The 21,040-nt window shown below is 62.9% G+C and carries 22 protein-coding genes; 11 read left to right on the top strand and 11 right to left on the bottom strand.

The genetic code is table 11. From position 1 onward, the window contains the following. Nucleotides 1–173: 173 nt before the first annotated feature. The gene (locus PWG15_RS13580; RefSeq protein WP_275020588.1) at nucleotides 174–1,259 is read right to left on the bottom strand and encodes a YeiH family protein; all 1,086 of its coding nucleotides are present in this window, start codon (nucleotides 1,257–1,259) and stop codon (nucleotides 174–176) included. An 81-nt stretch (nucleotides 1,260–1,340) separates the two neighbouring features. Here PWG15_RS13580 and PWG15_RS13575 point away from each other — a divergent pair, with 81 nt between their 5' ends. From PWG15_RS13575 to PWG15_RS13565, 3 genes are all read left to right on the top strand, one after another. Next, nucleotides 1,341–2,210 carry a LysR family transcriptional regulator gene (locus PWG15_RS13575; protein WP_275020586.1) on the top strand — a complete coding sequence of 290 codons (870 nt, stop codon included), beginning with the start codon at nucleotides 1,341–1,343 and terminating at the stop codon, nucleotides 2,208–2,210. Nucleotides 2,211–2,291: 81 nt separating this feature from the next. Further along, nucleotides 2,292–2,747: a GyrI-like domain-containing protein gene (locus PWG15_RS13570; protein ID WP_275020584.1), complete on the top strand. Its 456-nt coding sequence runs from the start codon at nucleotides 2,292–2,294 to the stop codon at nucleotides 2,745–2,747. Between the two features lie 178 nt (nucleotides 2,748–2,925). Then, on the top strand, nucleotides 2,926–3,804 hold the full coding sequence (locus PWG15_RS13565) for a DMT family transporter (RefSeq protein WP_275020583.1): 879 nt from the start codon (nucleotides 2,926–2,928) through the stop codon (nucleotides 3,802–3,804). Nucleotides 3,805–3,915: 111 nt separating this feature from the next. Here PWG15_RS13565 and PWG15_RS13560 read toward each other — a convergent pair whose 3' ends face one another. The 3 genes from PWG15_RS13560 to PWG15_RS13550 all read right to left on the bottom strand — a co-directional run bounded on the left by PWG15_RS13560 (nucleotide 3,916) and on the right by PWG15_RS13550 (nucleotide 7,195). Continuing rightward, a complete protein-coding gene (locus PWG15_RS13560) occupies nucleotides 3,916–5,466 on the bottom strand; it encodes a DEAD/DEAH box helicase (RefSeq protein WP_275020582.1) in 1,551 nt (516 codons plus the stop codon). Between the two features lie 295 nt (nucleotides 5,467–5,761). Next, entirely contained in the window at nucleotides 5,762–6,862 is a 1,101-nt protein-coding gene (locus PWG15_RS13555; protein ID WP_275020581.1) for a DNA alkylation repair protein, read from the bottom strand. Nucleotides 6,863–6,895: 33 nt separating this feature from the next. Continuing rightward, complete coding sequence (locus PWG15_RS13550) at nucleotides 6,896–7,195, bottom strand: hypothetical protein (RefSeq protein ID WP_275020579.1); 300 nt, start codon at nucleotides 7,193–7,195, stop codon at nucleotides 6,896–6,898. A 148-nt stretch (nucleotides 7,196–7,343) separates the two neighbouring features. Here PWG15_RS13550 and PWG15_RS13545 point away from each other — a divergent pair, with 148 nt between their 5' ends. Next, the gene (locus PWG15_RS13545) at nucleotides 7,344–8,018 is read left to right on the top strand and encodes a helix-turn-helix transcriptional regulator (protein WP_275020578.1); all 675 of its coding nucleotides are present in this window, start codon (nucleotides 7,344–7,346) and stop codon (nucleotides 8,016–8,018) included. A 127-nt stretch (nucleotides 8,019–8,145) separates the two neighbouring features. Further along, nucleotides 8,146–8,595, top strand: a complete 450-nt coding sequence (locus PWG15_RS13540) for a host attachment protein (RefSeq protein WP_275020575.1) — start codon at nucleotides 8,146–8,148, stop codon at nucleotides 8,593–8,595. Between the two features lie 63 nt (nucleotides 8,596–8,658). Here the strand turns inward: PWG15_RS13540 and PWG15_RS13535 are convergent, their stop codons facing one another. Further along, a complete protein-coding gene (locus PWG15_RS13535; protein WP_275020574.1) occupies nucleotides 8,659–10,245 on the bottom strand; it encodes a trimethylamine methyltransferase family protein in 1,587 nt (528 codons plus the stop codon). 164 nt (nucleotides 10,246–10,409) lie between these two features. Next, nucleotides 10,410–11,126, bottom strand: a complete 717-nt coding sequence (mnmD, locus tag PWG15_RS13530; protein WP_275020572.1) for a tRNA (5-methylaminomethyl-2-thiouridine)(34)-methyltransferase MnmC2 — start codon at nucleotides 11,124–11,126, stop codon at nucleotides 10,410–10,412. 39 nt (nucleotides 11,127–11,165) lie between these two features. Here mnmD and PWG15_RS13525 point away from each other — a divergent pair, with 39 nt between their 5' ends. Continuing rightward, the gene (locus PWG15_RS13525; protein WP_275020570.1) at nucleotides 11,166–12,308 is read left to right on the top strand and encodes an NAD(P)/FAD-dependent oxidoreductase; all 1,143 of its coding nucleotides are present in this window, start codon (nucleotides 11,166–11,168) and stop codon (nucleotides 12,306–12,308) included. An 81-nt stretch (nucleotides 12,309–12,389) separates the two neighbouring features. On the opposite strand, the gene PWG15_RS13520 is transcribed toward PWG15_RS13525, so the two are convergent. After that, nucleotides 12,390–12,779, bottom strand: coding sequence for a PRC-barrel domain-containing protein (locus PWG15_RS13520; RefSeq protein ID WP_275020567.1), 390 nt, complete (start codon nucleotides 12,777–12,779; stop codon nucleotides 12,390–12,392). A gap of 268 nt (nucleotides 12,780–13,047) precedes the next feature. Here PWG15_RS13520 and PWG15_RS13515 point away from each other — a divergent pair, with 268 nt between their 5' ends. Next, nucleotides 13,048–13,848 carry a DUF1045 domain-containing protein gene (locus PWG15_RS13515; RefSeq protein WP_275020565.1) on the top strand — a complete coding sequence of 267 codons (801 nt, stop codon included), beginning with the start codon at nucleotides 13,048–13,050 and terminating at the stop codon, nucleotides 13,846–13,848. Here the strand turns inward: PWG15_RS13515 and PWG15_RS13510 are convergent. Beyond that, nucleotides 13,817–14,305: an NUDIX domain-containing protein gene (locus PWG15_RS13510; protein ID WP_275020563.1), complete on the bottom strand. Its 489-nt coding sequence runs from the start codon at nucleotides 14,303–14,305 to the stop codon at nucleotides 13,817–13,819. The two genes, PWG15_RS13515 and PWG15_RS13510, sit on opposite strands and share 32 nt — an antisense overlap. Before the next feature lie 192 nt (nucleotides 14,306–14,497). Between PWG15_RS13510 and puuE the strand changes: the two genes are divergently transcribed. From puuE to uraH, 4 genes are all read left to right on the top strand, one after another. Beyond that, nucleotides 14,498–15,427 carry an allantoinase PuuE gene (puuE, locus tag PWG15_RS13505; RefSeq protein ID WP_275020560.1) on the top strand — a complete coding sequence of 310 codons (930 nt, stop codon included), beginning with the start codon at nucleotides 14,498–14,500 and terminating at the stop codon, nucleotides 15,425–15,427. Beyond that, on the top strand, nucleotides 15,427–15,930 hold the full coding sequence (uraD, locus tag PWG15_RS13500; protein WP_275020558.1) for a 2-oxo-4-hydroxy-4-carboxy-5-ureidoimidazoline decarboxylase: 504 nt from the start codon (nucleotides 15,427–15,429) through the stop codon (nucleotides 15,928–15,930). Before puuE ends, uraD begins: the two co-directional genes overlap by 1 nt. A 96-nt stretch (nucleotides 15,931–16,026) precedes the next feature. Further along, complete coding sequence (locus PWG15_RS13495) at nucleotides 16,027–16,524, top strand: ureidoglycolate lyase (protein WP_275020556.1); 498 nt, start codon at nucleotides 16,027–16,029, stop codon at nucleotides 16,522–16,524. 63 nt (nucleotides 16,525–16,587) lie between these two features. After that, nucleotides 16,588–16,950: a hydroxyisourate hydrolase gene (uraH, locus tag PWG15_RS13490; RefSeq protein WP_275020554.1), complete on the top strand. Its 363-nt coding sequence runs from the start codon at nucleotides 16,588–16,590 to the stop codon at nucleotides 16,948–16,950. 261 nt (nucleotides 16,951–17,211) lie between these two features. Here uraH and PWG15_RS13485 read toward each other — a convergent pair whose 3' ends face one another. The 3 genes from PWG15_RS13485 to puuD form a co-directional block, all read right to left on the bottom strand. Beyond that, a complete protein-coding gene (locus tag PWG15_RS13485) occupies nucleotides 17,212–18,348 on the bottom strand; it encodes an alpha-hydroxy acid oxidase (RefSeq protein ID WP_113535677.1) in 1,137 nt (378 codons plus the stop codon). 115 nt (nucleotides 18,349–18,463) lie between these two features. Beyond that, nucleotides 18,464–19,777, bottom strand: a complete 1,314-nt coding sequence (gene guaD / locus PWG15_RS13480; protein WP_275020551.1) for a guanine deaminase — start codon at nucleotides 19,775–19,777, stop codon at nucleotides 18,464–18,466. Next, nucleotides 19,774–21,012, bottom strand: a complete 1,239-nt coding sequence (gene puuD, locus PWG15_RS13475; RefSeq protein WP_275020549.1) for a urate hydroxylase PuuD — start codon at nucleotides 21,010–21,012, stop codon at nucleotides 19,774–19,776. The genes guaD and puuD overlap by 4 nt, the downstream gene beginning before the upstream one ends. Nucleotides 21,013–21,040 lie beyond the last annotated feature (28 nt).

The following is a 21,040-nucleotide window of genomic DNA, read 5'->3' as shown; positions in this document are numbered from 1 at the left end:
ATGCAAGAAGCGTGCTCAGTCGCCCGAAAAGAAAATTGGCGTCGATCCGCTTGCTCGTTCACGGGAAAAACTGCCCAACAACCGGGCAGCGGGATCCGGCCGCCGAAAGGTGAAGCGGCCGAGCGGCTGCAAAACATGCATATGCTCTAAAATTGGGCGCGCGTTTTCCGGTGTTAACCGAGGCCGAGACAAGCGATCGCGAGCGCTGACAGCATGCAGAGCACTAGAAGCGAGAGCAGGGCAGCGGCACTGGCGCGCGGACCGGCATTGGCGAGCGTGCGGATGTCGACCTCGAGGCCGAGCGCGGCCATGGCGATGACGGTCAGCCAGATGGAGACCTTCACGGCGCCCGTTGCGACCGGGTCCGGGATCGCGCCGCTGTTGCGGGCAATGGCGACGGCCAGGAAGCCGAGAATGAACCAGGGGACGAAGTGGGCGAGCGTGGCGAGACGTGATCCCGCCTTCCGGCCTTGGCACGGCACGGGTCCAGGTTGAGCGTCGCGGTTACCGATCAGAGAGAAGCAGAAGACGACGGGGCCAAGCATCAGCACGCGCACGAGCTTGACGAGCGTGCCGACCTGGACCGAGAGCGAACTGAAGGGGCTGGCAGCGGCGAGAACCTGCGGCACGGCGTAGACGGTCATGCCGGCAAAAACGCCGTAGCCCTGAGGCGACATGCCGAGCCAGCCGCCGAGGAAGGGCAGCAACAGGACGACGGCGATGCCGAGAATGGCGGTAAACGAGATGGCCGCCGCCACCTCTTCGCCACGAGCGCCGATCGCCGGAGCGACGGCGGCGATCGCCGAGTTCCCGCAGATGGCATTGCCGCAGGCGATCAAGGTCGCGAGCCGCTTCGGCAGGCCGAGCAGTCGTGCGATCAGGTAGCCGGTGGCGATCGACATGATAACCATCGCGACGATGGTGAGAAGCAGTGTTGGCCCGCTTTCGGCGATTGCGTTGAAGCTCACCATGGCGCCGATCAGGACGATGGCGGTCTCCAGCAGAACCTTGGCAGAGAAGTGGATGCCTGCGAGGAAGCGGGCGCCAGGCGTCCAGATCGTGCGGACGATGGCGCCAAGCAGGATGGCGAGTACGAGGGCCTCCAGCCATGCGCGACCTGCCCACCGCCACTCGATCCATTCAAGTCCGATGGCCGCAAGTGCGACGAGACAGCAGAGAAAAAGTCCTGGGAGAATGCACGCCAGGCGGGAGGAAGCGGAGGAAAATGCTGAGCGGAATGTGGGATGCGATCTGGACATGGCGTGCAACCTACGCCGATCCATGAATCAGTCTAACGGATTATTCTTGTCATTTTGATCGGTTTCTGCGATTGATTTGCCATGACACTCGATCAGCTTAGAATCTTCGTCGCCGTCGCCGAGCGCCTGCACATGACCAAAGCCGCCGAGGCGATGAACGTCACGCAGTCGGCGGCAAGCGCCGCGATCGCCGCGCTTGAAACCCAGCACGACGTGCGGTTGTTCGATCGTGTCGGCCGCGGTTTGACGTTGACCGATGCCGGCAAGGTCTTCCTGCCGGAGGCAAGAGCGGTGCTCGCCCGGGCGCTCGCTGCCACCGCCTGCCTCAACGATCTATCCCAGCTTCGCCGCGGCGAACTGTCGATCGCCGCCAGCCAGACGGTTGCAAGCTACTGGCTGCCGGCGCGTCTCGCCCGCTTCACCCATGACTATCCGCAGGTCGATGTGAAGCTGACCGTGCGCAACACGGCGGTCGTTGCCGAAGCGGTGGAGGAAGGGACGGCGCAGCTTGGTTTCGTCGAGGGCCGGGTTGATGGCGCCAAGCTCGACCATCGCTGCGTCGCCGTCGATCGCATCGCGGTCTATGCTTCGCCACGCCATCCGCTTGTCGGCGCCCCGGTCAAGCTGGAGATGCTGCTTGCCGCGCGCTGGGTGCTGCGTGAACAGGGCTCCGGCACACGGGCAATGTTCCTGCAATCGATGAGGGATCATGGAGCGGAGTTCGACGGATTGAAGATCGAGCTCGAGTTGCCTTCGAACGAGGCGGTGCTGACGGCGGTCGAAAGCGGTCCGTTCGTCACGGCCGTTTCCCGGCTTGCCGCCCAGCCCTTCGTCGACAGCGGCCGGCTGGTCGAGCTGCCGTTCGAACTGGCGGAGCGCGATTTCGAGCTTTTGACCCATCGCGAAAGGCAGTTCAGCCACGCGGCGCGCGCCTTCGTGGAACTGCTTTGAGCCAAATTCCGTTTTGCAGCGGAGATCGGCCTTCGCGTCGCCGGCCAGAAGGTGCGGGATCTTTCGTTTGACGAGGTGGTCATGGTGTTCGAAATCGTTGAAAGACCGGCTGAGCGCATAGCCGGCTCGTTTTGGGAAGGCACCTTCGGAGAGGCGGCCGACGGAGCCGTTCGCCGGCTGATCGCCGAGATGCAGGGGCACCATCAACACCTTCATCCGGGGGACCATGCAGCCCTCGTCGGCATTTCCTGGAACGATCGCCCTGACGGCTTTCGCTATCTCGTCGGTTATGTCGCTGACAGGGCCGAGACAACGGTTCACCCTGGTCATGTCGACCTGCCGGCCATGCGCTTCGTCACCGCCCTGCATCATCCCGGAAGCGGTGACGTCTTTGCGCACTATCAGAAAATGTTCGATTGGATTGCGGCCGAGGGCTATGCGGTCGATACGGCTCTATTGCACTACCGCGAGGAGTATGAGCCCGGCTTCGTCTCGCTGTCGCTGTCTTCTCTCCGGCTGATGGTTCCGATCGGCTGAACCTTTCCATCAGAAAAATTGCTTTGACCATCAGCGTTTCCGCATCTACTTGCGGGATTGCTTAAATCACCAGGATTTGGGCCGAAATCATTCGGTAGATCAAAGTATTACAGCAATCTTGCGCTGCTTCGGGCAGCAGGCTGTAGGCGGCCAATCTGCCCCTTGCCCGGATACCCCCATGCTTGCCCGTCTGGCTCCCGCCATCTTCGTTCTGCTCTGGTCGACCGGCTGGGTCGTCGCAAAATATGCTGCCGTCTATGCCGACCCGCTGACCTTCCTGGTGCTGCGCTACACGCTGGCGATCGTGCTTTTCATTCTCTTCTGCGTCGTCACAGGTGCGCGGTGGCCGAGGTCCTTCGCAATGGCCGGCCACGCCGTGGTGTCGGGCATGTTCCTGCACGGGCTTTATCTCGCCTCTGTCTGGTGGGCGATCGGGCAAGGGGTGCCTGCTGGCATTTCCGGCATCATTGCCGGCCTGCAGCCACTGATGACGGCGGTCGCGGCGGCCTTCGTCATCGACGAAAGGCTGAGCGTGCAGCAGAAGCTCGGTCTGGTGCTCGGCTTCTTCGGCATCGCGCTTGCCGTGTTGCCGAAGGTGCTGGCGATCGACACGGGTGCGACGCCGATCCACATGCTGCCTGTTGTCCTCAACGTGCTCGGCATGGGAGCCGTCACCTATGGCACGCTCTACCAGAAGCGCCACCTGCAGAGCGGCGACATTCGCACGATCGCAGCACTTCAATATCTCGGCGCGCTGATCGTCACCATTCCGCTGGCGCTGATGCTGGAAGATCTGCACGTGACCTGGAATCTCCAGATCGTGCTTTCGCTGGCCTGGTCGGTGCTGGGGCTGTCGATGGGGGCGATCGCGCTGCTTCTCTATCTCATCCGCCGAGGCCAGGTCTCGCGCGCTGCTTCGCTGATCTATCTCGTGCCGCCGCTTGCCGCAGTGCAGGCCTGGCTCTTCTTCGGCGAAGCGCTGACGCTGCCCATGGTCATCGGTACGGTGATCGCCGTCGCGGGCGTCTATCTCACCAACCGCAAGCAGCGGGCATAGAGCATGTCGCGCAAAAGTGTGCGGCGGTTTTGCGATACGACATGCGAGTAAGCAAAAACTGAAACGGCGGGCCGAAACGACCCGCCGTTGATATCATCAAGCTATCGGATTTCAGCCCTGGTGGCCGCGGTTGCCGCCGTGGCCGCGGCGCTGGCCCTGGCCGCCTTCGCGACGCTCGCCACCGCCACGGTTTTCGTTGCGGCCGCCATGGTTGCGGTCACGACGGTCACCCTGCTTCTGGCCGGGACGTCCGTGGTGCTTCTTGCCCTCGTGGTTGCGGTTGCCTTCGCCACGGCCGTCGTTCTGCGGATGGCCATGATCGCGGCGCTCCTGGCGCTGCGGACGGCGCTCGTCGCGCAACAGGTCGTCGCCGGTAAAGCCGCTGGTGGCGGCAACCGGCTCGCCGGCCGGGCGCTCACGGCGCTGAGGACGACCGCCATTGTGGTGCTGGCCGCCGCCGTTGCCCTTGCGATGGCCGGCGCCGTTGTTGCCACGGCCGCCGCGGCCCTTGGCGGGACGAGCCTGGTCGACCGGCGCTTCGCCGCTGGCGACGGCGATCGAGATGCCCATCAGCTTCTCGATGTCGCGCAGCAGGCGGATTTCGTCCGGTGCACAGAACGCAATGGCGATGCCGTCGCGGCCGGCGCGGGCGGTACGGCCGATGCGGTGAACATAGGCATCGGGCACTTCCGGCAGGTCGTAGTTATAGACGTGGGTGACGCCCGGGATGTCGATGCCGCGGGCGGCGACGTCGGTTGCGACCAGCACGCGGATCTCGCCGTCACGGAAGGCTTTCAGCGCGCGCTCGCGCTGACCCTGGCTCTTGTTGCCGTGGATCGAGGCAGCCTTGAAGCCGACGTGGTCGAGGTGCTTCATCAGCTTCTCGGCGCCGTGCTTGGTGCGGCTGAAGATCAGCGACAGGCCGTCCGGGTTTTCCGTCAGCGTCTTCTTGAGGATGGTCGTCTTCAGGTCCTTGCCGGGAACGAAGTGAACATACTGTTCTACCTTGTCAGCGGCCTTGCCCGGAGGCGTGACTTCGACCTTGACCGGGTTGGTCAGATATTCGCCGGCGAGCTCTGCGATCTGCTTCGGCATGGTGGCCGAAAACAGCAGCGTTTGGCGGGTCTTCGGCACGAGCTTGGAGATCTTGCGCAGGTCGTGGATGAAGCCGAGGTCCAGCATCTGGTCGGCTTCGTCGAGCACGAGGTAGCGCCCTTGCGTCAGGGTCACGGCCTTACGGTTGACGAGATCGAGCAGGCGGCCCGGCGTTGCGACGAGGATGTCGACGCCGCGGGCGAGTTGCTCGGTTTGCTTGTTGATCGAGACGCCACCGACGACAACGCCGATTTTCAGCGGAGACTTCTTGACGAAGAGCTTGAGGTTGGCAGCAATCTGGTTGACCAGTTCGCGGGTCGGTGCGAGCACCAGGGCGCGGATGTTGCGCGGATCGGGACGCTTGCTTTCGGCAACGAGCTTTTCGATCATCGGCAGGCCGAAGGCGGCCGTCTTGCCGGTGCCGGTCTGGGCGAGACCGATGAGATCGTTGCCCTTCAGCACGAGCGGAATGGCCTGTGCCTGGATCGGCGTCGGTTTTTCGAAGCCGTTGGCGGACAGGGTCTCCAGGATGTGCTGGGAGAGGCCGAGATCTTTAAAGGTGGACAAATGCATATACCTTTTGGGGGCGCCAAACGCATTCGCCGGAACCGCATTCTTGCTGTTCCGGTGGTGTTCGGCGTCAAGAACCCCGCGTGAATTGGGAACTTGTGGGTTAAGAAAAAAGTCGTCAAGCGCCTGTGCTGTCGCCGCTTACGGCGTATGGGTGCGCTTTTCCTTCTTCACGGCTTTCTGTGTTGCCGAGGGCGCGCTCACGCGGCGGCCGGAAGGTGACGCTGGGCACCATGTCGTTGTTTTGGGCGAAAAAGTCAAGGTGCATCTTTTCGCAGGTGCGAAATGAGGTCTACTCCAGCGCCAGATCAAAACCGGCTTCAGCCGCTTCCTGGCCGTTGACGAGGATGACGATGCGGTGCGTGCCGGCATAGTAGCGCCGGGTGGTGATCGGCCGGATCGCATGGCGTTTTTCGATCTCGATCGAGGCGCCGGGGGCAAGCATTGCCGACGTCCATTTGAACACTTTGGGCGATGTCGAGCCGTTCGCCTTGCGATGGTGCACGGCGTAATCGATCATCACCTTCTGGCTCGTCTTGGCGTCATGACTGACGGCCAGGCGCAGGCCTAGGCTTTCACCGAGCACGATTTCGGAGCGATCAAGCGAAAACCTGGCGTTGATGCCGGCCGGGGGAGCGAAGCCGAAATTGCCAAGCGCATCCGGGTGGCCCTGTTTCAAGAGCGTGCGCGAGGCATGGCGCAGCAACTGGCTGCGCTCCGGCGATGCGTCGCCGATATGCGCGGCAACGAAGGCTGCGACCAGGTCCGGATGATCCTTGGCGATGTCGTTGAGGCTGTTGGCGACCGAGCGGCGCACGTAGTCCTCGGGGTCGTCGAGAAGGTCCGTCAGGATCGGCACGATCGGCTTCGGATCGTGGATGAGCTTCGGCAGCCGCATCGCCCAAGGCAGGCGGGGCCGGGTGCCTTCGCTCGCCAGTCGCCGGACGTGATGGTTGGTGTCACGCGTCCACGAGCGGATGGTCGCAAGGGCACGATCCTGATCGCGATCGATGAAGACGCGTATGCCGAACTCGGCGGTGAAATGTGGTGTCAGCGTACGCAGCAACGATAGCGACAGGTCGAAATCCTCAAGACCGCGCAAGGCGACGTACTGGCTGAGGGGGAGCAATGCCCAGCCGGTGAGGCCGGGCGCATCGTCTCGGGGCAGGCAGGCCGAAAGGATGGCGGCGGCTTCAGGGAACGGCTGCGGCAGTGTTTCGACCAGGGCATCGCGGATCTTGAGCGAACGCTGCATCAGTTCCAGCATTTCGAGGCCATCGCCTGCGAGCTCCAGGAATTGCGCTCGATCGAAGGCGCTGGAGTTGCGGGTGATCCGGTCAGCAATGTCCGTGACGACACCGGGGTGCAGCAGGTTCTTCAGTGGCTCGGCCATTGCGCGTCGGTCCTTCGCTCTTCTTCTTGCCGCTCAGATTTTCTGGCCATCGGTGAAATGCTGCACCAGCATTACCGCGCTGATCGTCGCCGCGTAAGGCGCAAACTCCGGGTCGACCCGAACGCGCTCACCGGCCGATTTGGCCGCGTCCAGTGTCTCCCATTCGACCAGGTCTGCAAACATGCCCGAGGTCTCGCAGGAATCGACGGCGCGCCAGGAGACGAATCCGGGATAGCGGGAAACGGCCTGCATCGCCCGGCGGCGCGTGGCTGTCGCGGCGGGTTTGTCGAGGACGATGCAAACGGCAAGCTCAAGGATGTGATCGCTGGTCATGTTCATGCTCCATATCGGTTGGAGCTTGATTTAGCATAGGGCAACTGACAGCCTTATGGCCATAGTCGACAGCCGCATGCTTGTGCCTGCCGGACGGTCGCTATAGCCCTTTCAAACGTGGGGGCAGGATGGCGAAGGGAGGCCACACATGAGACCCGCTGACCGGCTGTTTCGCATCATCCAGCTCCTGCGCGCGACCGGCCGGGCGATGACAGCGCGGGAGATCGCCGAGAAGATGGAGGTGGCTCAGCGGACGATTTACCGCGACATGGAGCATCTGATCGCTTCCGGAGCGCCGATCGACGGCGAACGCGGCGTCGGCTATCTCCTGCGCGGGGCCTTCGACGCGCCGCCGCTCGCCTTCACCTTCGAGCAGCTTGAAGCGCTCGCCTTCGGTGCCCGCGCGGTGCAGATGCTCGGCGACGGGCGCCTCGCCCGATCGGCGCGCGAGGCGATGGAGAAGATCGCCCACGGCTTGCCGCCCGAACATCGGCAGCGGCTGATGGCGGCACCACTTCGCGCCTTCCGTTCCTCACTGCAGCCGGAACCGCCGGCACTGCTCGGCGACCTGCGCCAGGCGATCGCCGAACGTCGCAAGCTTCGGCTCAGCTATGACAGCCTCAAGGACGAACATTCGGAGCGCACCATCTGGCCGCTGGGCTTGAGCGTCTTCGGCCACTTCTGGCTGCTGACGGGCTGGTGCGAACTGCGGTCCGACTTCCGCGATTTTCGCGTCGACAGGATCAGTGCCGTTCACGTCGAGCGGGAACGCTACGAGGCGATGGCGGAGCGCAGCTTCGAAGCGTATCTCGCGCGGATGTGATTGTCGTTTCAGGTGCAAATAAATCGTGTCGGGCGGTGTCTGCTCCGGAACCGAACCGAGCCTCACGCGTTTCTATAAAGGGCCTCTTCGGCCCGTCACGATCCACACCTTTCACTGGGAGACAATCGTGCAGAACCGGACATGGATACTGGCCGCGGACGGCAACACCGCGCGCATCGTCAAGGGCGTAAACCTTTTGAAAGAGGACCGCCAGCGGCCGGAAGAGGAAACCTTTCATACCGAACCAAAGCGCGTACAGGACATCATGGCTGACAGGCCGGGTCGGTCGCATTCGTCCGACGGGCACGGCCGCTCCGCGATGGAATACAAGAGCGATCCCGTTCGCGAGGAGCAGCAACGCTTCGTTGCCGATGTCGCCGAACGGCTGGAAAGCTACGCCGCCGAGCGCGCCTTCGACAGCTTGGTGATTTGCGCCGCTCCCCGGACGCTTGGCGATTTCAGGAAACATCTATCCGCCCATGTTCGGGAACGGACAGTGGCGGAGGTCGACCGCAACTGCGTTGCGTCGTCGACGGACCAACTGATCGCGACGGCGCGGGCTGCGGTCTTCCCCTGAGGCGAACTCCAGGCGGCGCAGCCTTTTCGATGCCGCGAAGTGCTGCTGACACACGGTGTCCCGTCAGAAATCGGTCGGGACGCCGCCCTCTGTCTTGCGTCTGGCGACAAAGGCATCGAGCTCCTCTTCGATCGCCGGGTCGAGTGGTGGGCGCTCGTATTCGTTCAGCTTCTGCTTGAAGATCCGGTTGGCATGATCGTAGGTGGTCGGCCGTCCGGCTTCCGTCCAGGTCTCGAAGTTGCGCCAGTCGGAGAGAATGGGCGAATAGAAGGCGGTCTCGTAGCGCTGCAGCGTGTGCAGCGTGCCGAAATAATGGCCACCGGGGCCGACGTCGCGCACGGCGTCGAGGCCGAGCGCATCCTCGCTGACATCGAGCGGTGCCAGATATTCCGCCACCATCTGCAGCATGTCGACGTCGAGAATGAACTTCTCGAAGGAAGCGGTCAGCCCGCCCTCGGTCCAGCCGGCCGCATGCATGACGAAGTTGCCGCCGCCTTGAGTGAGAGCCCAGAGCGACAGGGCGGACTCGTAGGCGGCCTGCGCATCGAGCGTGTTGGCGGCGTTGGTGTTCGATGTGCGGTAGGGGATGTTGTATCGGCGGGCGAGCTGGCCGCCGGCGATCACCGCTTTCATGTATTCGGGCGTGCCGAAGGCCGGTGCGCCGGTCTTCATGTCGACATTGGAGGTGAAGCCGCCATACATCACGGGTGCGCCGCGCCTGACCATCTGGGTGAAGGCGATGCCGCAGAGTGCCTCGGCGTTCTGCTGGACGAGCGCGCCGGCGATCGTCACCGGGGCCATGGCGCCGGCCAATGTAAAGGGCGTGACGACCACCACCTGATTGCGGGAAGACATCTCGATGATGCCCTGGAGCATCGGCCCGTCGAGGCGGAGCGGCGAGGAGGTGTTGATGATGGTGAACAGCGAAGGCTCGCGTTCCATCTGCTCCATCGATATGCCGCGGCCGATGCGGGCGATCTCGATGCCGTCGGTGTTGCGCTGCTTCCCAAGCGAATAGGCGTGGAAGACCTTGTCGGTCAGCTTCACCATATCCGAGAGGCAGTCGAGGTGGCGCACGGAGGCATGCAGGTCGACAGGCTCGACCGGATAGCCACCGGTCGTGTGCACGATGTCGTAGGACTGGGCGAGTTTCACCAGCTTGCGGAAGTCTTCATGGTTGCCGGTGCGGCGACCGCCGTCGCGATCGGCGACGAAAGGTGCGCTGGCGATCTGGGCGAAAACGAGATTGTTGCCGCCGATCTGAACGTTGCGTGCCGGGTTGCGGGCATGCATCGTGAAGAAGGAGGGGGCGGACGCGATCATCTCCATGATCAGGCCGCGGTCGAAGCGAACGCGATCGGTCCCCGGCGTCACGTCGGCGCCCGCGGCCTTCATCCGGTCGCGAGCTTCCGGCAGGATGATATCCATTCCGATCTCTTCGAGGATGGTCAGCGACGCGTCATGGATTGCTTCAAGCGCATCGTCCGAAAGCACCGTGGACTTTGCCAGCGTATTGACAAGATTGAGGTATTTCCCGCCTGCGGATTTGCGGGTGCGCTCCGCGCCGCGGCCGCCTGGCCTGCGTCGCCGCTCCAGTGGCGTCGAGGCCGCATCGCCGGTTGCTGCATCGGGAAACTGATCGTCGTTCATGAAGGACCCACCGTGTTGCCGATGGCGTTGTGTCGCAGATTTGCAGGCGTGATGGCCCGCCATTTGCGACAGTTCAGTTCTCTTGTGGAGTAAATCGTTCCCGCTGACGCATTTTCGCAGTGCGATGGCGCAAGCGTTCAAGACACGTCGGAAATCAAGCGCGTCTAGGCGCGGTCGCCGCGCAGCATCTCGCGCTTGCCGGCAAAGCCCTTGCGCTTCTCGACGACGAAGCCGGCAGCCTGGAGGTTGCGACGGACGAAGCCGGCGGCCGCATAGGTCGCGAAACTGCCGCCGGGCGCGGTCTTTTCGAAGACGAGCCGCATCAGCTCTTCCGACCACATGTCGGGATTGCGCGAGGGCGCGAAGCCGTCGAGATACCAGGCGTTGAACGGATGTTCAGCGCGAGCGACACCTTCGAGCGCCGGACCGCAGACGACCGTGAGACTGACGCCGCCCTCAAAGTCGATGCGGACGTCACTGTCGGGGTTTGTCGGCCAGCGGGAAACCAGAGCCTGCCGTTCCGCGTCGATCTCCGGCCAGTGGCTCAACGCGCGGGAAATCTCGTCGGCGGCCATCGGGAAACGCTCGAATGAGACGAAGTGCAGACGGTCGCCGGCTCCAGCTGATGCCTTCCACTGGCGCCATGTCTCGCAGAAATTGAGCCCGGTACCGAAGCCCAGTTCGCCGATGCGGAAGGTGCCCGCACCGACCCAGCGATCCGGCAGGCCATTGCCCGAAAGGAAGACGTGGCCGCATTCCAGCCGCCCATCGGTGCGGCAATAAAAGTGATCGCCAAACTCCCGGGAATAGGGCATATCGCCCTCGTGCCAATCAAGGTTTTGGTGCGCTGGCGGGTCGATCGGGTCTGCTGGTCCTGTCATGGCAAAGGCGATAATCCGCCGGCCGGAGAAGGTCAATCGATGAGCGAGCTTTTGATCGTCGGCGGCGGTATCATGGGGCTGTGGGCCGCCCTTTCCGCTGCGCGCAAGGGCATGAAGGTGCGGCTCGTCGAGCAACAGACTATCGGTGCCGGTGCGAGCGGCGGCCTGCTGGGCGCGCTCATGCCGCATATGCCCGACCGCTGGAACGCCAAGAAACAATTCCAGTTCGAAGCGCTGGTGTCGCTCGAAGAGGAGATCGGGACGCTCGAAGCAGAGGCGGGGGTGTCGACCGGCTATCGGCGCACCGGGCGGCTGATGCCGCTCGCCAAGCCGCACCTGCGCGACATTGCGCTCCGGCACGAGGAGGACGCCCGACAGCAATGGCGTGCGGGCGACCGGCAATTCTTCTGGCATGTCCAGGAGGACGGCCCGCTGGGCTGGCCGGACACGGAGACAACGGCGCATGGCGTCGTTTTCGATACGCTGGCCGCGCGGGTGTCGCCGCGCCGCACGCTGTCGGCCCTGCATGCCGCCTTGTTGCAGCGCCAGAATGTTCAGGTCGATGAAGGCTCGGGCGTGCGCGCCATCCTTCCGGCGCATGGCCAGGCCGAGCGCTACGATGGCAGCCGGCTCAGTTTCGACCATTGCATCATCGCTGCCGGCATCGGCAGTTTCCCGTTGATCGATGCTGTGTCGGGGCCGCTGAAAGCGACGAGCGGCATGGCGGTCAAGGGCCAGGCGGCGCTCCTGAAGGCGGATGTCGATCCAGGCCTGCCGGTCATTTTCACCGACGGCGTCTACATCATCGCTCATGACGATGGCCATGTGGCGATCGGCAGCACCAGCGAAAACATCTTTGCCGAACCATTGTCCACGGACGACCAGCTCGACGATCTCCTTCGACGCGCCGCATCGCTTGCACCGCGTCTGGCGGATGCGGAGGTGGTCGAGCGTTGGGCCGGGCTCAGGCCAAAGTCGGCGGGGCGCGAACCCATGGTCGGGCGGCACCCTGACCATTCGAACATTTCCGTACTGACCGGCGGCTTCAAGGTGAGCTTCGGGATTGCGCATCGGTTGGCGCGTTTCGTTGTCGACGAGATCGCCGGTTCCCAGATGCTCGATCTGCCGGAGTCCTTCCTGTGCCGGAACCACATCGCGGCGCTTCGCGAGAAGCATCTCTAGGAAGGGATCTCTGGGATTGGGCGCAGAAAAGGCCCCGCCGCTAGCGGAGCCTCGAACGTTCGGGCGCTCGAAAGTGCGATCTTACATCCAATAGGGCGGTACGCCGTAGTAGTCGTAGACGCGACGACCGTTTTCCGCGTTCCAGTCGTATTCCTCCGTGCCGTGGTATTTCGGCGCGCGCTCGACCTGATCGCGAGTCACATCAGTGCGATAGCCGCCAAGCCTCTCGTCATAGGTCAACTTGGCCCATGGCAGCGGGTAGTGGTCCTCACCGATGCCGAGGAAGCCGCCGAAGCCGAGCACGGCGTAGGCGACGCGGCCGCTGCGCTTCTCGATGATCACGCGCTCGATCGAGCCGATGTTCTTGTCGTCGGAGCCATAGACCTTCGTGCCTTCAACCTTGTCGCTCGCGATCAGGTCATGGGTTTCCTTGATCCGGGCATCCTGCAGGTTTGCGTTGTGATAGCTCACGCTTCTTCTCCATCCTTGATTGTTACCTTTGGGGAACGGTCGTTGGGCCGGATGGTTCCGAAAATCCGCCGCAAAAGCGGCGGGATCGCATGGCTTTGCACGGTCCACTTCGTCAATCTGTCACGCAAATCACCTAAGACGCGGCCAATAGATCACGATGATCCCGGGTCGGATCGACCATCATCAGCGTAATCGATCGCATTGGAGCGGGCGGAAAACCACAGGCAATTTTCCTCATCCCGCTCGTCACGGATAACCGGAGCCAGACATGCGCTACGCCATTTGTTTTACGCCGCCGATGGCCGACCCGCTTTCCGCAGTCGCCGCAAGCTGGCTTGGGCGCAACGTCTATTCCGGCGAACCGACGGAAATGCCTTCGGTTGCAGGGCTGAGCTCTGCCGAAATCGCTTACCATACGGCCGTGCCACGCCGCTTCGGCTTCCATGCCGTGATGATGTCGGCGTTTCGTCTGCATCCGGACATGACGGAATCACAGCTCCTGAAGGCGCTGATGCATTTCGCCGGAGCACAGACACCGTTCGAAATCGACCGCCTGGAGGTCGCCCGCATCGGCCGGTGCTTCGGCCTGATGCCGCAAGTCCCGAGTACCGCGATGCATCTGTTGGCAGCCAATGTCGTCCAGGAGTTCGATGCTTTTCGCGCACCGCTCAGCGAAGACGAGATCGAGCGCTCCGATCCCGATCGTCTGACTGCGCCGCAGTTTTCCAATCTGTACCGCTGGGGCGATCCGCATGTGATGGACGAGTACCGTTTCCACATGATGTTGACTGGCCCGCTGGCGTCGGACGCGATGCGCCAGGTCGAGGCGCCGCTTCGCGACCTGTTCGAGCCTTGCCTGGCGCCGCCGCTTGCCATCGGCAGCCTTGCCCTCTTCGTCGAGCAGGAGGCCGGCGCACCATTGCGCGTACATTCCCAGCACCCGCTTGGCAAGATCTCCACGAATGCACGCGCCGATCGCGCCAAACGTGTTGCCGCCGATCCCTCTCTCGGTTCGGGATCGATCCGGCCCTTGCCGCTCATCGTCGCGGCATTGATGGCGCATCGTTAGGCGTGTCGGCAGCGGAGTTGCCTCCAAACAAGAGCGCTAATGGATAGGGCACTCCCAGTGGCGGCATGTGCACTTGCGAGAAGTAGCGCAGCGACTTTGTTTCCCGGTCGGTGATCGGGGTCTGAGGGCCGATGATCCGGCACCTGAACAGGGTAACCACGTATTCGACACGGTCGCCATTTGGGTAGGTGTGCCGAAACTCTTTGCCACCGAACACGCCCAGGATCGCTTCGAACGAGACCGGATAGCCCGTTTCTTCCATCACCTCCCGGATGATGGCCTCCACCGGCGTTTCGCCTGGTTCGATTGCGCCCGCCGGCAAACTCCAGCCTTCGCCGCTTGACTTCTCCTGCAGCAGAATCCGGCCATCGGAATCGAGAATGGCAGCCGCCACCGATGGGCAAAGGAGAAGGCCGGTGCCGGCTTTTTCGCGAAGCGTTTGAATGTAGGATTTCATCTCGACGAGGCCGCTCGATTTATCGATCCTTTTAACGTCGTTTCAGATATTTCCTCAACTTGGACTTGAGTCGAGTCTTTCCAGTGATTTTAGCCAGATCCTGACGCTACCGCTGCCTCGCCTCACGTCGTTTCGGTATCGACAATCCGGTCGGCGGTGATACCGTTCCTAAAAAAATCGAAGGGTGATTTGATGTCTGAGACTAAGTATCCGCGCGACCTCGTTGGCTACGGCCGCAATCCGCCGAAGGCAAACTGGCCGGGCGATGCGCGCATTGCCGTGCAGTTCGTGCTGAACTACGAGGAGGGCGGTGAAAGCTGCATTCTCGATGGCGACGCGGCGTCCGAATGTCTGCTGTCGGAGATCGTCGGCGCGCAGCCCTGGCAGGGGCAGCGCAACCTCAACATGGAATCGATCTACGAATATGGTTCGCGCGCCGGTTTCTGGCGGCTCTGGCGCATGTTCACCAGCCGCAACGTGCCGCTCACCGTTTACGGTGTGACGCTCGCCATGGCGCGCAACCCGGAGGCTGTTGCGGCGATGAAGGAAGCCGGCTGGGAAATCGCCAGCCACGGCCTGCGCTGGCTCGAATACAAGGATTTTCCCGAGGAGGTCGAGCGCGAGCATATCCGCGAGGTTGTCCGCCTGCATACGGAACTGACCGGCGATCGCCCGCTCGGCATCTATCAGGGCAAGCCTTCGGCCAATACGCTGAGGCTGGTGCTGGAGGAGGGCGGCTTCCTTTACTCGTGCGATTCCTACGCCGACGAGTTGCCCTATTGGGTACCGGGGCTGCCTGCCGACAAGCCGCACCTGATCATTCCCTATACGCTCGATGCCAACGACATGCGTTTTGCGACGAACCAGGGCTTCAACTCCGGCGATCAGTTCTTCACCTATCTCAAGGACACGTTCGACGTGCTCTATGAGGAAGGTCGCCAGGGCGATGCCAAGATGATGAACATCGGTCTGCATTGCCGGCTCGTCGGTCGTCCGGGCCGCGCCGCAGCGCTCGCCCGCTTCATCGATTACGTGATGTCGCACGACAAGGTCTGGGTGCCGCGGCGCATCGACATCGCCAACCACTGGTACCAGCACCACAAGCCGGAAGGGGTGCTCTGATGTCCGACCGCGACGCCTTCGTCGCCCGTTTCGGCGGCGTGTTCGAGCATTCGCCCTGGGTCGCCGAACGCGCCTTCGATCGTGCCGCGGCGGCGGGTCTGATGGCGGGCAACGTGCATTCGGCACTCTGCCAGGCTTTTCGTGCGGCGTTGCCGCGCGAGAAGCTCGCGGTGTTGCGCGCCCACCCGGATCTCGCCGGCAAGCTCGCGGTGGCAGGCAAGCTGACGGCAGACTCGACGGCGGAACAGGCATCTGCCGGCCTCGACCGGCTGACATCAGAAGAACATCAGCGTTTCACCGCGTTGAACGATGCCTACACGAAGAAATTCGGCTTTCCCTTCATCATCGCTGTGAAGGGGCTGACCAAGGGCCAGATTCTCGCCGCCTTCGAAAGTCGCATTGACAATTCGCCCGAAGAGGAATTTGAAACCGCTTGCGCGCAGGTGGAGAAAATCGCCCGCCTGCGGCTGCAGTCGATGCTTCCTGGAGACGAAAATGCCTGACAATACCGTTCGATCCGTGTCCTCGTTCCTTCGGAGGACCGTCGAACTGGAGCCGACATCTGCAATTACCATGGGACCCTGCGAGGTCCACGCCTGATGTCGCGCCTGCTCAAGATCGAACCGCTGACGCGCGAAGCCTTCGCCCCCTTCGGAACCGTGATCGAAACGGATCCGGCGACGATGCGCTACATCAACGGCGGCAACACGGAGCGTTTCCACGGGCTGGCGCGCGCCGATGTCGTAGGTGAAGGCGCCAATGTCATCATCAATATCTTTCGCGGCCAGCCGCGCGCTTTCCCCTATGCGGTGACGATGATGGAGCGCCATCCGCTCGGCAGCCAGAGCTTTTCGCCACTCGACGATCGCCCCTGGCTCGTGGTCGTCGCCGAGGATCAGAGCGGCCGCCCGGGCACACCGCGGGTGTTTCAGGCGAGCGGCCGACAGGGGGTCAACTACGGCCGCAATGTCTGGCATCATCCGCTAATGTCGGTCGGCGCCGTCAGCGATTTCCTCATTGTCGACCGCGAAGGGCCGGGCAACAATCTCGAAGAGTTCTTCTACGACGAGCCCTTCGTCATCGAGAGCGCGAGCTAGAAGAACGAGTACGCGCGGGCCTTGGCCCACGTGCCCTCGTCAACATGTGAGAAGAGACAAGCGATGAGCAGCACCGGCCGCCTGACGACCCACGTTCTCGATACTGCCCTCGGCAAGCCGGCCGAGGGGCTGCGCATCGATCTCTACTGGCTGGAAGGCGAAGAGCGACAGCTGATCCGCACCGTCCACACCAACAGCGACGGCCGCGTCGACGGGCCGATGGTCGAAGGCATCGGCTTCATGGCCGGAAATTACGAACTGGTCTTCCATGCCGGCGACTATCTGCGCCGGTCAGGCGCAACGCTGCCGGAACCCGCCTTCCTCGACCGCATCCCCTTGCGCTTCGGCATCGCCGATCCGGCGAGCCACTACCACGTGCCGCTCCTGCTTTCGCCCTATGGGTATTCGACCTATCGCGGCAGCTGAGGCGGAGCCTTCCGCTTGAATGGATAACGAGTCCCAGCTTGATCTGCAGAGTGGAGCAGTTCTGATTTGCGCTCGACATCTCTCCGCCAGCCATCCTCGGGCTTGACCCGAGGATCCCCCGCGCCGGGGGCGCGACGCGTGATGCTCGGGTCAAGCCCGGGCATCACGGAGAGAGTGGAGCTTTAATCAAACAGGGTTGCTCAGAGCGGCAGGTCGCAAGCTGCCTTGTCGGTTGTGTCCTGAAGCGAAGCCTACCGATTCTCACTCCGCCAGGATGCTGCGGTCGACGTCGTTGATGTTGCGTTTGCCGCAGAGCGCCATGGTGATGTCCATCTCCTTGCGGATGATTTCGAGCGCCTTGGTGACACCCTCCTTGCCCATGGCGCCGAGGCCATAGAGGAAAGGGCGGCCGATATAGGTGCCCTTGGCCCCCATGGCGACGGCCTTCAGCACGTCCTGGCCGGAGCGGATGCCGCCGTCGATATGCACTTCGATCTGGTGGCCGACCGCATCGACGATGCGCGGCAGCATGCTGATCGAGGAATGGGCGCCGTCGAGCTGGCGGCCGCCATGGTTGGAGACGATGATCGCGTCGGCGCCGGTCGCAGCCGCCATCTTGGCGTCCTCAGGGTCGAGAATGCCCTTGAGGATCAGCGGCCCGCCCCAGCGCTCCTTGATCCAGGCAACGTCCTTCCAGGAAAGCTGCGGGTCGAACTGTTCTGCCGTCCAAGCGCCGAGCGAGGACAGATCGGTGACGCTCTTTGCGTGGCCGACGATGTTGCGGAAGGTGCGGCGCTTGGTGCCGAGCATCTTCATGCACCAGCCGGGTCGTGTCGCCATCTGCCAGAGATGCTTCGGCGTCATCTTCGGTGGTGCCGACAGGCCATTACGCAGGTCCTTGTGGCGCTGGCCGAGGATCTGCAGGTCGAGCGTCAGCACCAGTGCCGAGCATTTCGCCGCCTTGGCGCGGTCGATCAGGTTCAGCACGAATTCGCGCTCGCGCATGACGTAGAGCTGGAACCAGAAGGGTTTGGTGGTGACCGAGGCAACGTCCTCGATCGAGCAGATGCTCATGGTCGAGAGCGTGAAGGGTACGCCGAAGGCTTCGGCGGCCTGGGCTGCCAGCATCTCGCCGTCGGCATGCTGCATGCCGGTGAGGCCGGTCGGGGCCAGCGCCACCGGCATTGACACCTTCTGGCCGATCATCGTCGTTTCCAGCGAACGGTCGGTCATGTCGACCAGCACCCGCTGCCGCAGCTTCACCTTGGCGAAATCCTCCTCGTTGGCGCGATAGGTGCCTTCTGTCCAGGCGCCGCTGTCAGCATAGTCGAAGAAGAGCTTCGGCACGCGGCGCTTGGCGAGAGCCTTGAGGTCGCTGATTTCGAGGATTTGCGTCATGGAAACGGCCTTCGTCCAACGGAGATTGAACGAGCCATTACCATGTTTGCCGGAGGCTTGTTAATAGCCAGAAGGCAGAGAGGTCAATTTTATTGACCTCTCTGCCTTGGGCGTGTCAAACGACGGCGAGCGTCGATTTCGCCGGCTTGCCGGCGACATAGGTTTCGACGATGGCGCGGTCGTCGCCCATGGTCTGCAGCAGGAAGAGTTCGTCTGCCAGAGAGTTGACCACTTCGGCCCGAAGCGCCATCGCCGGCGTTGCCGCCATGTCGAGCACGATGAAATCGGCGTCGGTGCCGGCTTCCAAGGTTCCGATCTTGTCGACCAGCGACAGCGCCTCGGCATTGCCGCGGGTCATCATGAAGAAGCTGTCGAACGGGTTCAGCCGCTCGCCCTGCAACTGCAGGATCTTGTAGGCCTCGTCGAGCGTCTTCAGCATGGAATAGCTGGTGCCGCCGCCGATGTCGGAGGCGACCGACGTGCGCACCGGCTTGTCGCGGCGGCTAAGCGCGCGCAGCGGGAAGAGGCCGGAACCGAGGAAGAGATTGGAGGTCGGGCAGAAGACGGCGACCGAGCCGGTCTCGCTCATCACATCCGCCTCGCGCTCGGACAGATGGATGCAGTGGCCGAAGAGGCTCTTGGGTCCGAGCAGGCCGTAGCGGGCGTAGACGTCGGTATAATCAATGGCGTCCGGATAGAGTTCGCAGGTGAAGGTGATCTCGTCGCGGTTTTCCGAAAGATGGGTCTGCACGTGCAGGTCGGGGAATTCGCGCACCAGCGATTTGGCGACGTCCATCTGTTCGGGCGTCGAGGTGATGGCAAAGCGCGGGGTGATCGCCACATGATTGCGGCCCTTGCCGTGCCAGTCGCGGATGACCGCGCGGGTCTCGTCATAGCCCATTTGCGGTGTGTCGAGCAGCCCTTGCGGCGCGTTGCGGTCCATCATCACCTTGCCGGCGACCATGCGCATATCGCGACGGAGCGCCTCGGCGAAGAAGGCATCGGCAGACGCCTTGTGCACCGAGCAATAGGCGGTCGCCGTCGTCGTTCCATGACGCACCATCTCGTCGAAGAAGCGGGTGGCGATCCGCTCCGCGTGGGCGCTCTCGACGAAGCGGCACTCTTCCGGGAAGGTGTAGGTGTTCAGCCATTCCAGGAGGTTGGCGGCATAGGAGGCCATCACCTGCATCTGCGGGAAATGCAGGTGCGTGTCGATGAAGCCCGGCACGATCAGGTGTGGGCGATGATCGATTTCCGCTACACCTTCGGGTGCGCCGGTCTTGACGGTGGCGTAGGCGCCGCTGGCAACAATCTGGCCACCTTCGACCAGAAGCGCGCCGTCGCTCTCGTAGCTGTAGGCGGCGCTGTCGTCGATCGACGTCGGCGCGCGGTGGAAGCTTAAGAGTCGGCCGCGGATCAGGGTGGTCATCGTGTCTTGCCTTCCTCGACGGCGCTTTCGAACCAGGCTGTCAGCAACTGGCGCTCGTCCGTCGTCATGTCCGTTACGTTTCCGGGCGGCATCGCATGGCTGCGCCCGGCCTGGATATAGATTTCACGGGCATGGGCGGCAATCTCCGCGTCGCTTTCGAGCACGACACCCTTTGGCGCCTGGGTGATGCCCTCATAGACGGGTTCCGCCGCATGGCACATGGAACAGCGGGTGGAGACCGTGTCCTTGACGGCGGGGAAGTGGGCATTGGCGGCGAACCGCTTGAAGACCGGGGCCACTTCCGCCTTCTCGCCGCCGGTCAGCACCTTCGGCACGGTCGAAAGCCACATGATCAGGATGAAGAGAAGGGCGGTGACCAGCCAGGTCCAGGTCGGCTTGCCCTTGCGGGCGTGAGTGGTGTTGAACCAGTGGCGGATGGTGACGCCCATCAGGAAGACGAGGGCGGCGATGATCCAGTTGAACGCCGTCGCAAACGCCAGCGGATAGTGGTTCGACAGCATGAAGAAGATGACGGGCAGCGTCAGATAGTTGTTGTGCAGCGAGCGCTGCTTGGCCTGCGCGCCGAGCTTCGGATCCGGCGTGCGGCCGGCGATCAGGTCGGCAACGACGATCTTCTGGTTCGGGATGATGATGAAAAACACGTTTGCCGACATGATCGTTGCGGTAAACGCACCGAGATGCAGGAAGGCGGCACGGCCGGTGAAGACCTGGGTATAGCCCCAGGCCATGACGACGAGCGCCACATAGAGCAGCGCCATCAGCCCCCAGGTGTTCTTGCCGATCGGCGATTTGCACAAGAGGTCGTAGAACAGCCAGCCGATGCCGAGCGAAGCGAGCGAGATCAGGATCGCGGTCGTTGCGGAGATGTCGAACACGTGGCGATCGATCAGGAAGAGATCGGCGCCGCCGTAGTAGACGATACAGAGCATGGCGAAGCCCGAGAGCCACGTCACGTAGGATTCCCATTTGAACCAGGTGAGGTGCTCGGGCATCGAGGCCGGTGCCACCAGGTACTTCTGGATGTGATAAAAGCCGCCGCCATGCACCTGCCATTCCTCGCCATAGGCGCCAACGGGCAGGTGGTCGCGCTTCACGAGACCCAGGTCGAGCGCGATGAAATAGAAGGATGAGCCGATCCAGGCGATGGCTGTAATCACGTGCAGCCAGCGCACGGCAAAGGCCAGCCATTCCCAGGCGATGGCGAACTCGTACATTCAGATCCCCTTTGTCTTAATCGTTGCA

It is taken from the genome of Ensifer adhaerens (assembly GCF_028993555.1).
GTDB classification, from domain to species: domain Bacteria; phylum Pseudomonadota; class Alphaproteobacteria; order Rhizobiales; family Rhizobiaceae; genus Ensifer; species Ensifer adhaerens_I.
The sequence above is the reverse complement of the archived record's forward strand: the minus strand, read 5'-3'. Positions and strand labels throughout refer to the sequence as shown.